Genomic DNA, 13,505 nt, shown 5'->3' with positions numbered 1-13,505 from the left:
TAGCGGACTTCTGAGAAGGGCCCCCAGGACACCAGCCGAGGAGCACCCCCGGATGAGCATCACGCTTGCCTCCCCCGCTGAGCGGGTTCTGTACCGACCGGAAGAAGCGGCAACAGCCTTGGGCATCGGTCGCTCGCTGGTCTACGAGGAGATCCGTCTTGGGCGTCTCCAGACGGTTCGTATCGGCCGTCGGCGCCTCATCCCGCCCGAGTACATCGCGCAGTACGTCGAACTGCTCAAGCGCGAGGCAGAAGCCGCCGCCTGACTTCACCTCCGTCCGTTCGCATCAACCGGGCCGCGCCATTGGGCGCGGCCCGCTCGCTTGGAGAACACCACATGACAGAGACCCCGAAGCGTGCCCGCAGGGCTGGCCACGGTGACGACACGATCTACTGGGACGCGGCGAAGAACCGCTACGTGGGCGCCGTGTCCCTCGGGTACGCCCCGAACGGCAAGCGCCGTCGGCCGAAGGTGTACGGCAAGACCAAGACCGAGGTCCGCCAGAAGATCCGAGACCTCAAGAAGGAAGTGCAGTCGGGCGTCAAGACGCCGGCCAACTACACCGTGGCCGACGCGGTAAACGACTGGCTGGAACGCGGGCTCAAAGGACGCGACGAGAAGGGCACCATCGGCAAGAACCGCGCGATGGCGAACAAGCACCTCCTCCCGCTCATCGGCAGGGCCAAGCTGAAGGATCTCAGCGCGGACGACGTCGACGACTGGCTGGACGGCAGGGCCGAATTCCTCGCGACGCGGAGCCTGCGTGACCTGCTCGCCATCCTGCGCCGTTCCATCGAGCACGCTCAGCGCAGAGACAAGGCCGCGCGGAACGTCGCCCTACTTGTTACCGCGCCGGAAGGGCGTCCGGGGCGCCCGAGCAAGGCGTTGAACCTGGAGCAGGCGAAAGCCGTGCTCACGTCCGCACGCCCGTCACGGCTGTACGCCTACCTGGTGCTCTCGCTCCTCAGCGGCGTACGCACGGAGGAGGCGCGGCCCCTCACCTGGGATCACGTCTTTCTGGAGACGCAGGGCGGCATTCCGCCCCACGTCGCCGTGTGGCGCTCGGTGCGCAAGCATGGCGAGACCAAGACCAGAAAGAGCCGTCGGACCATCGCCTTGCCGAGGCAGGTGGTCGACGTCCTCGAGGAGCACAAGCGGTGGCAGAAGCAGGAGCGGGCATCGAGAGGGATGGAGTGGAGTCCGACCGGTTGCGTCTTCACATCCCGGACCGGTGAGCCGCTCGATGCGGCCAACGTCCGGCGTGACTTCAAGGCCATCGTCAAGAGGGCCGGACTGGAACCGGAGTGGACGCCGCGCGAGCTGCGGCACAGCTTCGTCTCGCTGCTCTCGGACCACGGGATCCCGCTGGAGCGCATCGCGCAGCTAGTCGGGCACACGAGCCAGGCGACGACAGAGGCCGTCTACCGCAAGCAGCTCCGGCCGGTCATCACGCAGGGCGCGGAGGCCATGGACGTGATCTTTGCTCAGCGGCGCGAGGCAACCGCCCGCGAGGCTTGATCAGAATCCTTTGGCCCCCTGTTTGGCCCCCCGAGCACGACAGAGGCCCATTCGCGATCATGCGAATGGGCCTCTGACTAGCGTCGGGGTGGCGGGATTTGAACCCACGACCTCTTCGTCCCGAACGAAGCGCGCTGCCAAGCTGCGCCACACCCCGATGTCGCTGCTTGTCGCGGCGACGACGTTTACTTTAGCCCACTGGTGGCCAGAGGCGAAATCCGGTTTTGGCGCGGCGGCGGATCGGGTTCGGGCGGGTGTGGTCGACGGCTACGAGGAGGAGGGCCAGGGCGTAGAAGGCGAGGCCCAGGAGGAGGGCGCTGGCGAGGACGTGCTTGTAGCCGTGCTGGGAGACGTCCAGGAAGGGGTGGAGGTAGCGGTCGGGGGAGTCGGCGGGGAGCAGTTCGCCGCGGGTGAGGGAGAAGGCCAGGTAGGCCAGGGGGTAGAGCAGCCACGGTGCGGCCTGGCGCAGGTGGAGGTGGTCGGGCACGGTGAGCAGGAGCCAGTCCAGGAGGGCGGCGATGGGGGCGGCCGTCAGCAGGATCACGCTGGCGGCCTTCTGCCAGAGCGGGTGGGTGCCGGGCTCGCCCGTGATCGAGAACGCCGGCGATGTGCGGGCCAGGAGCGCGTGGTGCACGAGCGCCGTGATCAGGGCGTAGAGCACGGTCGCTCCGGTCAGCGAGGCCGGCAGGGGCGGGCGGGCCGTCCGGGCCCTGCGGGCCGAGAGGAAGAGGACCAGGGCCAGGAGGATGTTGCTCTGGATCGCGAACACGCTCAGGACGCGGGCCGGGGAGCCGAGGTGCAGTTCCACGGCCACCGCGGCCGTGATCGCCGCGGCCGTGAGGAGACGGTAGGCCGCCGCTCCGAGGCGGCGGGCGGGCGGCACGACGGCGGTCGGGGGGACGAAGGAGGGGGGCATCAGCTTGACGATGCCCGGGATCGCGGGAAGCTCCGGTATGTCCCGAGGCATGAAAGGCGTCGGAGAGGATATCTCCGGCACTTCGGGTGTTTCGGGGGTCTCGGCGGCCATGTCCTCACGGTAGAGAGGGTGGACATAGGGGGCGATTCGTGTAGTCCGTTTGGGTTACGGATTGCCGTGCGGTGAGAAACCGTCGCCGCCCGCCGTCGCCGCCCCCGGGCCCGTACCGCTACCGCGTCACTCCCGCCCCACCAGCGTCAGCAGCGTCGCCTCCGGCGGGCAGGCGAAGCGGACCGGGGTGTAGCGGTTGGTGCCGCAGCCGGCGGAGACGTGCAGGTAGGACGTGCGGCCCTCGGCGGTGTGGGTGGACAGGCCCTTCACCCGGTCGGTGTCCAGGTCGCAGTTGGTGACCAGGGCGCCGTAGAAGGGGATGCAGAGCTGGCCGCCGTGGGTGTGGCCGGCCAGGACCAGGGGGTAGTCGTCGGCCGTGAAGGCGTCCAGGACGCGCAGGTACGGGGCGTGCACCACGCCCATCGAGAAGTCCGCCGCGGCGGACGGGCCGCCTGCCACCCTGGCGTAGCGGTCCCTCTTGATGTGGGGGTCGTCCAGGCCCGTCAGCTCCACCGAGAGGCCCTCGAGCTTCAGGGCGCCGCGCGTGTTCGTCAGGTTGAGCCAGCCGGCCGCGTCGAAGCCGTCCCGCAGGTCCTCCCACGGGTTGTGGATCACCCCGACGGCGGGCGCGTTGCCGTTCAGGCCGTGCCGGCCGCTGGTCTTCTCCAGCAGGTAGCGGGCGGGGTTGCGCAGCTTGGGACCGTAGTAGTCGTTGGAGCCGAAGACGTACGCCCCCGGGAACTCCATCAGCGGGCCGAGGGCGTCGAGAACCTCCGGCACGCCTTCCGGGTCGGACAGGTTGTCACCCGTGTTGATCACGAAGTCGGGGCGCAGCCCGGCGAGCGAGCGCAGCCAGCGCTGCTTCTTGCGCTGGCCGCCGACCATGTGGATGTCGGAGACCTGAAGGACGCGCAGGGGGCGCATGCCGGAGGGCAGGACCGGGACCGTCACCCGCCGCAGGCGGAAGGAGCGGGCTTCGAACCCCGCCGAGTAGAGGAGACCGGCGGCCGCGACCGCCGTGATGCCCAGGGGTACTCCGTATCGCGCGCGCATGTGTCCATCGTCTCAGGCCCATGCCGTGCGGCGGAAATCGCCCGTGGGCCGCCACGGCGCCAACGCGCGGGCCCCGCCCGGGGGTCGGCGTACCGCCGGGCTCCGTAAATCGGCGCGCGGGAGCCTTGCCGTACCTGCGACAATCAAACTCATGACCACGCTCAAGTCGAAGCTGCACGATGACCTCAACGCCGCGATCAAGGAGCGTGACGAGCTCCGCTCCTCGACGCTCCGGCTGACGCTCGCCGCGATCACCAAGGAGGAGGTCGCGGGCAAGGAGAAGCGTGAGCTCTCCGACGACGAGGTCCTCAAGGTGATCACCAAGGAGGCCAAGAAGCGCCGGGAGGCGGCCGAGGCCTTCGCCCAGGGTGGTCGCCCCGAGTCGGCCGAGCGGGAGAAGGCGGAGGGCGAGCTGCTCGCCGCGTACCTGCCCAAGCAGATGTCCGACGAGGAGCTGGACCGGATCGTCGCCCAGGCCGTGGAGGAGGCGAAGGCCGCCGGCGCGGAGGGGCCGCGGGCCATGGGCGCGGTCATGAAGATCGTGAACCCCCAGGTCGCGGGCCAGGCCGAGGGCGGCCGTGTCGCCGCCGCGGTCAAGAAGCTTCTGGCCGGCTGACCCGGCCGGTCCCCGGGGACGGACCCGGGTACGTACGACGAAGGGGCGCCGGCCATCCGCCGGCGCCCCTTCGCTGTGACTGAGGCGGCGGGAGGCGCCCCCGCCGCCCGCCCGTCAGGCCACCTGCCCGTCAGCCGTGGCCTCCTCCGTTGCCGTTGCCTCGCGGTCCGCCGTTCTGGCCCTGGAAGAAGCCCTCCGGGAGGGTGATGGACGGGTTCGGGAAGGGGCCACGGCCGTTGTTCCCCCCGTTGTCGCCGCCGTTCCCGTGCTCGTCTCCCCGGTCCCTGCCCTTGTGCTTGTCCTCTTCCTTCACGGGGTCCGGGATGTTCACGAGGTTGAAGGACGGGGCGTCCTTGCCCGCCAGCGCACCCGACATCATGTCGCGCCAGATCGGGCCGGGGACCTGGCCACCGAAGACCTTCGCATAGGGGGTGCCGCCGATGGTGATGTCGACCATGCGCCGCTGGTGCGCCGGGTCGCCGACCCAGACCGCGCCCGCCATGTTCGGCGTGTAGCCGACGAACCAGGCCGCGAAGCGGAAGTCCGTCGTACCTGTCTTGCCCGCGCTGGCACGGTCGCCGAGGCCGGCCTGTGTGCCCGTACCGTCCTCGACCACACCCTTCAGGAGCGTGTTGATCGTGTCGGCGGTGGTCTCCGACATCGCCCGGGAGCAGGTCGACTTCGGGACGGCGAGGGACTTCTTCTGGTTGCCGGTGGTCTGAGTGATCGACTCGATGGCGATCGGGGTGCAGTACGTGCCGCGGGAGGCGAACGTGGCGTACCCGCTCGCCATGGTCAGCGGCGACACCTCCTGGGTGCCGAGCGCGATCGACGGGTTCTGCTCGATCGGCGTGCCGTCCGCGCGCGCCACGCCCATCTTGTTGGCCATGTTCTTCACCGGGCAGATGCCGATGTCGCTGATCAGCTGCACGTAGTAGGTGTTGACCGACTTGGCGGTCGCCTCCTTCATGCCGTACGGGCCGACCTCCGTCTCGTTCTCGTTGGTGAGATCGGAGCCCTTCGTGTTCACCCAGTTCTTGCCGTCGCAGGCGGCGATCGGGCTCGGGTACGGCATCCGGTAGGGCGAGGAGTACTCCTGAGTCGCGGGCTTGCCGCCCTCGATGGCGGCCGCGGCCACGATCGGCTTGAACGTGGAACCGGGCTGGTAGCCGGCGCCACCGCCCATGGCCTTGTCCACCGAGAGGTTGATCTGGGTCTCGTTCTTGCCGAAGCCGTACGGACGGGACTGGCCCATGGCGAGGATCTTGCCGGTGCCGGGCTCGACGATGGTTGCGGCCGTGGCCACGGCGTCGCTCGCGTTGACGTGGTTGTGGACGGACTTCTCCAGGGAATCCTGCGCCTGAGGGTCGAGCGTCGTGCGGATCGTCAGACCACCGCGGTTCCAGATCTTCGCCCGGTCCGTCCGGGTCTTACCGAACACCGGGTCGTTCATGAAGACTTCGCGGACGTAGTCGCAGAAGAAGCCCGCGCCCCTGATCGCCGTGATGCAGCCGTTGCGCGGCTGGGTGACCTTCAGGCCCAGCGGCTCCTTCTTGGCCTTGTCGGCCTCCGCCTGCGAGATGTCGCCGACACTGGCCATGCGCTGCAGGACGACGTTGCGCCGCTTGGTGGCCTCGGCCTCGTCGTTGACCGGGTCGTAGCGGCTCGGGGACTGGACGATGCCGGCGAGAAGCGCCGCCTCGGGCAGGGTCAGATCCTTGGCGTGCTTGGAGAAGTAGCGCTGGGAGGCGGCCTCGACGCCGTAGGCCTGCTGGCCGAAGAACGTGATGTTCAGGTAGTTCTCGAGGATCTTCTTCTTGCCCAGGTCCTGCTCGACCTGGATCGCGAACTTCAGTTCCTTGATCTTGCGGCCGATGGTCTGCTGGGTGGCTTCCGCGACCTTCGTCGGGTCGTCGCCGGCCTCCTCGACGAAGACGTTCTTCACGTACTGCTGGGTGAGTGTGGAGGCGCCCTCGGAGACCCCGCCGCTCTGCGCGTTCTTGTTGAGCGCGCGCAGCACGCCCTTCAGGTCGATCGCGCCGTGCTCGTAGAAGCGCGAGTCCTCGATCGCGACGAGCGCCTTCTGCATGTACGGCGAGATGTCCTTCAGCTGGACCACCGTACGGTCGCGGGAGTAGACCTGGGCGATCTGCCCGCCCTTGTTGTCCAGGATCGTGGTCCGCTGACTGAGCGGCGGACGCTTGAGATTGGCCGGGATGTCGTCGAACCCCGTGGCCGACCCCTTGGCGGCCAGGCCCAGCGCACCGGCCGCGGGCAGTGCGATGCCCGCCATCACGGCTCCCGCGAGCACACTGACACCGAGGAACTTGGCGGCCTGCTGCGTTGGCGACAGACCACCGCCCGAGCGCTTCTTTGGCATGGGGGCAGCCTAATCCGTAGTGATGTGCGATCCGACGGAGCGGGGCTCCTCGGAATGTTCGAATGCAGGATCGTGACATCCGGGGGCGTTCGTGCAGGCGACACCGCAATGCGCACGGTGACCTCCCGGACGCGGCACGCCGCCCCAACTGTCGAACACGGCCCCCTGGTGCCGCGTGAGGCACGGCAACGTGAGGGGGTCTACGTTCTCATTCGCCGGACACGCGTATATGCCTTGGCCTAAGCTGCTCTCGACTGTCACAGCGGTGCGGCCACGTATCCATACGTCCGGCGGCTCCGAAACGTTCCGGCTCCGTTCGACTTTTTTGGTCGGGTGGTCCGGGTGATGTCGGGGCGCGCGGTCGGGGCGTGTGGGATACGTGCCTGAATTCACCCTGTGTGTCATCCGGTGTCCGTTGCCGCGCACCGTAACTGCCCTACTGTGCCGGGAATGTCGCGCATGTCGCCAGCTCACTCCCCCGGGTGATCTGCCGCTTACCCATAGTCCGTTCGGGCCATTCAAGATTGGGCCCGCTGGGGGTGTTGCGCCGTGCCCACCTTCCGTAACGTCCTCAACTGGCGGCGGTGAATATGCCGCTGCCGCCGTGGGGGAGCCTCGATTCGGGAGAGGACGGCGCCGGTATGGGCTGGGTAACCGACTGGAGTGCGCAGGCGGCCTGTCGCACTACCGATCCGGATGAACTGTTCGTTCAGGGAGCAGCGCAGAACAGGGCCAAGGCGGTGTGCACCGGATGCCCGGTTCGCACCGAATGTCTCGCCGACGCGCTCGACAACCGCGTCGAGTTCGGCGTCTGGGGGGGAATGACGGAGCGTGAGCGTCGCGCACTGCTGCGCCGGCGGCCGACCGTGACCTCCTGGCGCCGGCTGCTGGAGACCGCGCGCATGGAGTACGAGCGGGGCGCGGGACTGGTGTCCCTCGCCGACGACCAGGTGTACGAGGACTACGCGGCGGTCGGCTGAGCGGTGGGGCTGAGGCGTCGTCCTTCCTGGGCGGGCCGCGGTCGTCCGTGTGTTCGTGAGTCCGTGTGTTCGTGAGTCCGTGTGCCCGCGGTTGTCCAGCCGCGGGGAGGGACCGCGGAAGCCCCCGGCGGGCGCGCGTCAGGCGCCCGGCTCGGGCAGCTCGTGGCGGTGTTCCGCGAGCCGGTTTCCGATGTCCCGCAGTCCCACGAGGTCGTGCACATCCCCGGGCAGCGCGGCCACTTCGGCCACCGCCACCTCGGGATGCAGGGCCGTGAAGCGGTCACGCGTGCGCTGCTCACGGGAGAGCAGCTGCATGCGCTCGGCATGCAGCCTCAGCAGGCCCGCGGTGACCTGGTCGACGGACGGCTCCGGTTCGAAGTCGTCGTCGGCGGGCGCCTCGGGGTCCGCGGGAGGCGCACCGGAATCGGGATGAGCAGCGAGAGAGTCTGAACTGCCGTACGTTGCGGGAGAGTTACGAAGTCCAGCTTTCCCGTCCCGCTGATCCACAATGCGGGACTCCTCAAGATTTTCCGCGGCGGCGAGCGCCCGCTCGGCCGACAGGTCACCGGCACCGCTGCCGTGCACCCGGTTGAGCACCAGACCGGCCAGCGGCATCTTCTCCGCGGCCAGCCGCTCCACGAAGTACGCGGCCTCGCGCAGCGCGTCCCGCTCCGGGGCCGCGACCACCAGGAACGCGGTTCCCGGCGCCTGGAGCAGCTTGTACGTGGCGTCCGCGCGGGTACGGAAGCCGCCGAAGGTCGTGTCCATCGCGGCCACGAACGTCTGGACGTCCTTCAGCAGTTGACCGCCCAGCAGCTTGCCGAGCGTGCCGGTCATCATCGACATCCCGACGTTCAGGAACTTCATCCCCGCGCGCCCGCCCAGCTTCGCCGGGGCCGTCAGCAGCCGGATCAGCCGGCCGTCGAGGAAGGAACCGAGCCGCTTGGGCGCGTCCAGGAAGTCCAGGGCCGAGCGGGACGGCGGGGTGTCGACGACGATGAGGTCCCACTCGTCCCGGGCCCGCAGCTGGCCCAGCTTCTCCATCGCCATGTACTCCTGCGTGCCCGCGAAGCCGGCGGAGAGCGACTGGTAGAACGGGTTGGCCAGGATCGCGGCCGCCCGCTCGGGGTCCGCGTGCGCCTCGACGACCTCGTCGAAGGTGCGCTTCATGTCGAGCATCATGGCGTGCAGCTCGCCCTCGCCCTCGGTGCCCTTCACCCGGCGCGGGACGTTGTCCAGGGAGTCGATGCCCATGGACTGGGCGAGCCGGCGGGCCGGGTCGATGGTCAGGACGACCACCTTGCGGCCGCGCTCGGCGGCGCGCAGGCCGAGCGCCGCCGCGGTGGTGGTCTTGCCGACCCCGCCCGAGCCGCAGCACACCACGATCCGCGTCGTCGGGTCGTCGAGCAGCGGGTCGACCTCGAGCGCGCGCGTGGGCGCCAGATGACGGACACCGTCGTGCGCGGGGGCGGAGGTGCGCGTGGTCTCCCGCGCGGGTGCCGGGTCCGGGCTCATGACATCCCCTGCTTCCGCAGCTCGGTCGCCAGTTCGTACAGGCCCGCCAGGTCCATGCCCTCGGCGAGCAGCGGCAGTTCGTGCAGGGGCAGACCCAGCTCGCTCAGCACGGACCGCTGCTCCTCCTCCAGCGTGTAACGCTCGGCGTACTCCTCGGCCTGCTCCAGCAGCGGACCCACCAGCCGCTCGGCGTTCTGGCCGCGCCGCGCCCCGCCGAGCCCGGCGGAGGACAGCGACCGGGCGAGCGCGGTGCGCGACGCGGTCCGTACGAGTTCCAGGTCGCCCGCGTCCAGCACCTGCGGGCGCACCATGTTCACGATGGTGCGCCCCACCGGCAGCCGGGCGGCGCGCAGTTCGGCGATGCCGTCGACGGTCTCCTGGACCGGCATCTCCTCCAGCAGCGTCACCAGGTGCACGGCGGTCTCGGGCGATTTCAGCACCCGCATCACCGCCTGGGCCTGATTGTGTATCGGGCCGATCTTCGCCAGGCCCGCCACCTCGTCGTTGACGTTGAGGAAGCGGGTGATGCGCCCGGTGGGCGGTGCGTCCATGATGACGTAGTCGTAGATGAATTGTCCGCCGCGATCCTTGCGCCGCACCGCCTCGCACGCCTTGCCGGTCAGTAGGACGTCTCTGAGTCCGGGCGCGATGGTGGTGGCGAAGTCGATCGCGCCGAGTTTCTTCAGGGCCCGGCCGGCACCGCCCAGTTTGTAGAACATCTGGAGGTAGTCCAGCAGGGCCAGTTCGGGGTCTATGGCCAGCGCGTACACCTCCCCGCCCCCGGGAGCGACGGCGATCTTCCGTTCCTCGTAGGGCAGCGCTTCCGTCTCGAAGAGCTGTGCGATGCCCTGCCGGCCCTCGACCTCGACGAGGAGCGTCCGCTTCCCCTCCGTGGCCAGGGCCAGCGCGAGAGCGGCGGCGACCGTCGTCTTTCCGGTCCCGCCCTTGCCGCTGACGACCTGGAGCCTGCTCACGTATTCGAGACTAACCAGTCCGCGCTCGGGTCACGCGGGAGGCTGTGGACAACCGGCGTCGTGGTCGGCCCGAGGCCCGCCGGCGGCAGCGGATACAGTCGGCCACATGACCAAGTGGGAATACGCAACCGTGCCGCTGCTCGTCCATGCCACGAAGCAGATTCTGGACACCTGGGGCGAGGACGGCTGGGAACTCGTCCAGGTCGTGCCCGGACCGAACCCCGAGCAGCTGGTGGCCTACCTGAAGCGGGAGAAGCAGGCATGAGCGCGGTCGAGGCGAGGCTGGCGGAGCTGGGTCTGAGGCTGCCGGAGGTCGTGCCGCCGCTGGCCGCCTACCAGCCCGCGGTGCGGTCCGGCGTGTACGTCTACACCGCCGGCCAGCTGCCGATGGTGGAGGGCAAGCTCCCGGTCACCGGCAAGGTGGGCCTGGAGGTCACGCCGGAGGAGGCCAAGGAACTGGCGCGCACCTGTGCGCTGAACGCCCTGGCGGCCGTCAAGTCCGTCGCGGGCGACCTGGACCGTGTCGCGCGCGTGGTGAAGGTCGTGGGCTTCGTCGCCTCGGCGTCGGACTTCACCGGGCAGCCGGGCGTCGTCAACGGCGCCAGCGAGCTGCTGGCCGAGGTCCTCGGCGACAAGGGCGTGCACGCGCGCAGCGCGGTCGGCGTGGCGGTGCTGCCGCTGGACGCGCCTGTCGAGGTGGAGATCCAGGTCGAGCTGGAGCCGTAGTCCGAGCCCGGAACCGGCTCTGACCTCGGCCACCTCTCGAACATTCGCTCACCACGGGATAGCCTCCGCCCATGGCGAATGGGCAGTGGTTTCCCCCGGAATGGCCGGACCGTATCCGCGCGCTCGCGGACGGCAGCCTGACACCGGTCACGCCGAAGCGCGCGGCCACCGTCATGCTCCTGAAGGAGACCGCTTCCGGCCCCGCGGTGCACATGCTGCGCAGACGCGCCTCCATGGCCTTCGCCGGAGGCGCGTACGCGTACCCGGGCGGTGGCGTCGACCCCCGTGACGACGACCACCACGTCCGCTGGGCGGGGCCCTCGCGCGCGTGGTGGGCCGACCGGCTCGGCGTCGACGAGAAGGCGGCCCAGGCGATCGTCTGCGCGGCCGTCCGCGAGACGTACGAGGAGGCCGGTGTCCTGCTCGCCGGACCCGGCGCGGACAGCGTCGTCGGCGACACCACGGGCGCCGACTGGGAGGCCGACCGTGCCGCCCTGGTCGCCCGTGAGCTGTCGTTCGCGGAGTTCCTGGACCGCCGGGGCCTGGTCCTGCGCTCGGACCTGCTGGGGGCCTGGACCCGCTGGATCACCCCCGAGTTCGAGTCCCGCCGCTACGACACCTGGTTCTTCGTGGCCGCGCTGCCCGAGGGCCAGCGCACCCGGAACGCCTCCACGGAGGCCGACCGCACGGTGTGGATCGCGCCCGCGGAGGCGGCGGCCGCGTACGACCGGGGCGAGCTGCTGATGATGCCGCCCACCATCGCCACCCTGCGCCAGCTGATGCCCTGCGGCAGCCCCGCCGAGGCGCTCACCGCCGCACGGTCCCGCGATCTGACCCCCGTGCTCGCGCGGGCCCGCCTGGTGGACGGCGAGGTGGTCCTGACCTGGCCGGGGCACGACGAGTTCACCCAGCACATCCCGAGCGGCACGGCCCGCGCGTGAGCCGCCGCTCCCGCCCGGCCGACGTCGAGGAAGGCCCTCTCGCATGACGGACGCAGCAGCGCTCCCCGGTCAGCCCCGGGGCGGTGTACTGGCCGGCCCCGCCACCGCGCGGGCCGTCAACGTCCTCGCGCCCAACGCGTCCCCCATGACCCTGGACGGCACCAACACCTGGATCGTCTCGGAGCCCGACTCCGACCTGGCCGTGGTGGTCGACCCCGGGCCGCTGGACGAGGGTCACCTGGCCCAGGTGGTCGCCACCGCCGAGGAGGCGGGCAAGCGGATCGCGCTGACCCTGCTGACGCACGGCCACCCCGACCACGCCGAGGGCGCCGCCCGCTTCGCCGAGCTGACCCGCACGCGCGTGCGTGCGCTCGATCCGGCCCTGCGGCTGGGCGACGAGGGCCTGGGCGCGGGTGACGTGATCAAGGTGGGCGGGCTGGAGCTGAGGGTCGTACCGACCCCCGGCCACACCGCCGACTCCCTCTGCTTCCACCTGCCGGCCGACCGCGCCGTGCTCACCGGCGACACGATCCTGGGCCGGGGCACGACCGTCGTCGCGCACCCCGACGGCCGTCTGGGCGACTACCTGGACTCGCTGCGGCGGCTCAGGTCTCTCACGGTGGACGACGGCGTCCACACGGTCCTGCCCGGCCACGGACCCGTCCTGGAGGACGCCCAGGGCGCCGTCGAGTTCTACCTCGCCCACCGGGCCCACCGGCTCGCCCAGGTCGAGACGGCCGTCGAGTCCGGCCACCGGACCCCGTCCCAGGTCGTCGCGCACGTGTACGCCGACGTGGACCGCTCCCTGTGGCCCGCGGCCGAGCTCTCGGTGCGCGCCCAGCTGGAGTACCTCCGGGAGCACGGCCTCATCTGACGGCCGACGACGAGCCCCGTCTCGCTGCCGACGACGAGGGCCCCGTCCCGGCCGGGAACGGGGCCCACAGGACCGCGGACGGGTCAGCGCGAGCGCTTCGCCAGGCGTTCCACGTCCAGCAGGATCACCGCGCGGGCCTCCAGGCGGAGCCAGCCGCGCTGGGCGAAGTCGGCCAGGGCCTTGTTCACGGTCTCGCGGGAGGCGCCGACCAGCTGGGCCAGCTCCTCCTGGGTGAGGTCGTGCACCACGTGGATGCCCTCCTCGGACTGCACGCCGAAGCGGCGGGAGAGGTCCAGCAGTGCACGGGCGACACGGCCCGGGACGTCGGAGAAGACCAGGTCCGACATCTGGTCGTTGGTCTTGCGCAGGCGCCGGGCCACGGCGCGGAGCAGGGCGCCGGCCACCTCGGGCCGCACGTTCAGCCAGGGCTGGAGGTCGCCGTGGCCGAGGGCCAGCATCTTGACCTCGGTCAGCGCGGTCGCGGTCGCGGTGCGCGGGCCAGGGTCGAACAGCGACAGCTCGCCGATGAGCTCACCGGGGCCCACGACGGCCAGCATGTTCTCGCGGCCGTCCGGGGACGTGCGGTGCAGCTTGACCTTGCCCTCGGTGACCACGTAGAGCCGGTCGCCCGGGTCGCCCTCGTGGAACAACGAGTCGCCTCGTGCGAGTGTCACCTCCGTCATGGAGGCGCGGAGCTCCGCGGCCTGCTCGTCGTCGAGCGCCGCGAAGAGCGGATTGCGCCGCAGAACGTCGTCCACGAGTTCTCTCCTTGTCGACCTGCTCAGAGGATCTTGCTCCCCCGTGTGCCAGGGGTCCGTGTTCCCCATTTTGCCGGACGGTCCAAACAGTGTGATCTGTCACAAGGATGCCGCACACGTGTGCCCGTTTACGCGGCAGGGGG

The 13,505-nt window shown here is 70.3% G+C and carries 14 protein-coding genes and 1 tRNA gene; 8 read left to right on the top strand and 7 right to left on the bottom strand.

All coding sequences use genetic code 11. The features are described 5' to 3' along the window. The first annotated feature begins 52 nt into the window (after positions 1 to 52). Both TNCT6_RS13900 and xerC read left to right on the top strand, forming a co-directional pair. Positions 53 to 265: a helix-turn-helix domain-containing protein gene (locus tag TNCT6_RS13900; RefSeq protein ID WP_141359673.1), complete on the top strand. Its 213-nt coding sequence runs from the start codon at positions 53 to 55 to the stop codon at positions 263 to 265. Positions 266 to 336: 71 nt separating this feature from the next. Next, positions 337 to 1,518 carry a tyrosine recombinase XerC gene (xerC, locus tag TNCT6_RS13895; RefSeq protein WP_141359672.1) on the top strand — a complete coding sequence of 394 codons (1,182 nt, stop codon included), beginning with the start codon at positions 337 to 339 and terminating at the stop codon, positions 1,516 to 1,518. Between the two features lie 83 nt (positions 1,519 to 1,601). Here the strand turns inward: xerC and TNCT6_RS13890 are convergent. The 3 genes from TNCT6_RS13890 to TNCT6_RS13880 all read right to left on the bottom strand — a co-directional run bounded on the left by TNCT6_RS13890 (position 1,602) and on the right by TNCT6_RS13880 (position 3,598). After that, positions 1,602 to 1,675, bottom strand: a tRNA-Pro gene (locus TNCT6_RS13890). A gap of 33 nt (positions 1,676 to 1,708) precedes the next feature. Further along, positions 1,709 to 2,485 (bottom strand): Pr6Pr family membrane protein, encoded by a 777-nt coding sequence (locus TNCT6_RS13885; RefSeq protein WP_141359671.1) that lies wholly within the window; start codon positions 2,483 to 2,485, stop codon positions 1,709 to 1,711. 186 nt (positions 2,486 to 2,671) lie between these two features. Continuing rightward, entirely contained in the window at positions 2,672 to 3,598 is a 927-nt protein-coding gene (locus TNCT6_RS13880; protein ID WP_141359670.1) for a metallophosphoesterase, read from the bottom strand. A 151-nt stretch (positions 3,599 to 3,749) separates the two neighbouring features. On the opposite strand from TNCT6_RS13880, the gene TNCT6_RS13875 reads away from it, so the two are divergent. Further along, the gene (locus TNCT6_RS13875) at positions 3,750 to 4,214 is read left to right on the top strand and encodes a GatB/YqeY domain-containing protein (protein ID WP_141359669.1); all 465 of its coding nucleotides are present in this window, start codon (positions 3,750 to 3,752) and stop codon (positions 4,212 to 4,214) included. Positions 4,215 to 4,344: 130 nt separating this feature from the next. Here the strand turns inward: TNCT6_RS13875 and TNCT6_RS13870 are convergent, their stop codons facing one another. After that, complete coding sequence (locus TNCT6_RS13870; protein WP_141359668.1) at positions 4,345 to 6,594, bottom strand: transglycosylase domain-containing protein; 2,250 nt, start codon at positions 6,592 to 6,594, stop codon at positions 4,345 to 4,347. Positions 6,595 to 7,235: 641 nt separating this feature from the next. On the opposite strand from TNCT6_RS13870, the gene TNCT6_RS13860 reads away from it, so the two are divergent. Then, positions 7,236 to 7,574, top strand: coding sequence for a WhiB family transcriptional regulator (locus TNCT6_RS13860; protein WP_172632898.1), 339 nt, complete (start codon positions 7,236 to 7,238; stop codon positions 7,572 to 7,574). Between the two features lie 138 nt (positions 7,575 to 7,712). Here the strand turns inward: TNCT6_RS13860 and TNCT6_RS13855 are convergent, their stop codons facing one another. Together TNCT6_RS13855 and TNCT6_RS13850 are read right to left on the bottom strand one after the other, a co-directional pair. Then, complete coding sequence (locus tag TNCT6_RS13855) at positions 7,713 to 9,089, bottom strand: ArsA family ATPase (RefSeq protein ID WP_141359666.1); 1,377 nt, start codon at positions 9,087 to 9,089, stop codon at positions 7,713 to 7,715. After that, the gene (locus TNCT6_RS13850; RefSeq protein WP_141359665.1) at positions 9,086 to 10,063 is read right to left on the bottom strand and encodes an ArsA-related P-loop ATPase; all 978 of its coding nucleotides are present in this window, start codon (positions 10,061 to 10,063) and stop codon (positions 9,086 to 9,088) included. Before TNCT6_RS13850 ends, TNCT6_RS13855 begins: the two co-directional genes overlap by 4 nt. A 106-nt stretch (positions 10,064 to 10,169) precedes the next feature. On the opposite strand from TNCT6_RS13850, the gene TNCT6_RS13845 reads away from it, so the two are divergent. From TNCT6_RS13845 to TNCT6_RS13830, 4 genes are all read left to right on the top strand, one after another. Then, on the top strand, positions 10,170 to 10,328 hold the full coding sequence (locus TNCT6_RS13845; RefSeq protein WP_009189813.1) for a DUF4177 domain-containing protein: 159 nt from the start codon (positions 10,170 to 10,172) through the stop codon (positions 10,326 to 10,328). Further along, complete coding sequence (locus TNCT6_RS13840) at positions 10,325 to 10,789, top strand: RidA family protein (protein WP_141359664.1); 465 nt, start codon at positions 10,325 to 10,327, stop codon at positions 10,787 to 10,789. The genes TNCT6_RS13845 and TNCT6_RS13840 overlap by 4 nt, the downstream gene beginning before the upstream one ends. 71 nt (positions 10,790 to 10,860) lie before the next feature. After that, complete coding sequence (locus TNCT6_RS13835; RefSeq protein ID WP_141359663.1) at positions 10,861 to 11,730, top strand: NUDIX hydrolase; 870 nt, start codon at positions 10,861 to 10,863, stop codon at positions 11,728 to 11,730. 43 nt (positions 11,731 to 11,773) lie between these two features. Beyond that, a complete protein-coding gene (locus tag TNCT6_RS13830; protein ID WP_141359662.1) occupies positions 11,774 to 12,604 on the top strand; it encodes an MBL fold metallo-hydrolase in 831 nt (276 codons plus the stop codon). Between the two features lie 83 nt (positions 12,605 to 12,687). Here the strand turns inward: TNCT6_RS13830 and TNCT6_RS13825 are convergent, their stop codons facing one another. Then, entirely contained in the window at positions 12,688 to 13,362 is a 675-nt protein-coding gene (locus TNCT6_RS13825) for a Crp/Fnr family transcriptional regulator (RefSeq protein ID WP_100568471.1), read from the bottom strand. Positions 13,363 to 13,505 lie beyond the last annotated feature (143 nt).

Origin of the sequence: Streptomyces sp. 6-11-2 (genome assembly GCF_006540305.1) — a bacterium.
GTDB lineage: Bacteria > Actinomycetota > Actinomycetes > Streptomycetales > Streptomycetaceae > Streptomyces.
This window is presented reverse-complemented; position numbering and strand designations above follow the sequence as displayed.

What these genes read in the sequence shown, in the direction of transcription:
- TNCT6_RS13860 (WP_172632898.1), top strand. Translation starts at nt 7,236, where the DNA reads ATGGGCTGGGTAACCGACTGGAGTGCGCAGGCGGCCTGTCGCACTACC.
- xerC (WP_141359672.1), top strand. Translation starts at nt 337, where the DNA reads ATGACAGAGACCCCGAAGCGTGCCCGCAGGGCTGGCCACGGTGACGAC.
- TNCT6_RS13875 (WP_141359669.1), top strand. Translation starts at nt 3,750, where the DNA reads ATGACCACGCTCAAGTCGAAGCTGCACGATGACCTCAACGCCGCGATC.
- TNCT6_RS13835 (WP_141359663.1), top strand. Translation starts at nt 10,861, where the DNA reads ATGGCGAATGGGCAGTGGTTTCCCCCGGAATGGCCGGACCGTATCCGC.
- TNCT6_RS13870 (WP_141359668.1), bottom strand. Translation starts at nt 6,594, where the DNA reads ATGCCAAAGAAGCGCTCGGGCGGTGGTCTGTCGCCAACGCAGCAGGCC.
- TNCT6_RS13900 (WP_141359673.1), top strand. Translation starts at nt 53, where the DNA reads ATGAGCATCACGCTTGCCTCCCCCGCTGAGCGGGTTCTGTACCGACCG.
- TNCT6_RS13855 (WP_141359666.1), bottom strand. Translation starts at nt 9,089, where the DNA reads ATGAGCCCGGACCCGGCACCCGCGCGGGAGACCACGCGCACCTCCGCC.
- TNCT6_RS13880 (WP_141359670.1), bottom strand. Translation starts at nt 3,598, where the DNA reads ATGCGCGCGCGATACGGAGTACCCCTGGGCATCACGGCGGTCGCGGCC.
- TNCT6_RS13830 (WP_141359662.1), top strand. Translation starts at nt 11,774, where the DNA reads ATGACGGACGCAGCAGCGCTCCCCGGTCAGCCCCGGGGCGGTGTACTG.
- TNCT6_RS13845 (WP_009189813.1), top strand. Translation starts at nt 10,170, where the DNA reads ATGACCAAGTGGGAATACGCAACCGTGCCGCTGCTCGTCCATGCCACG.
- TNCT6_RS13885 (WP_141359671.1), bottom strand. Translation starts at nt 2,485, where the DNA reads ATGCCTCGGGACATACCGGAGCTTCCCGCGATCCCGGGCATCGTCAAG.
- TNCT6_RS13840 (WP_141359664.1), top strand. Translation starts at nt 10,325, where the DNA reads ATGAGCGCGGTCGAGGCGAGGCTGGCGGAGCTGGGTCTGAGGCTGCCG.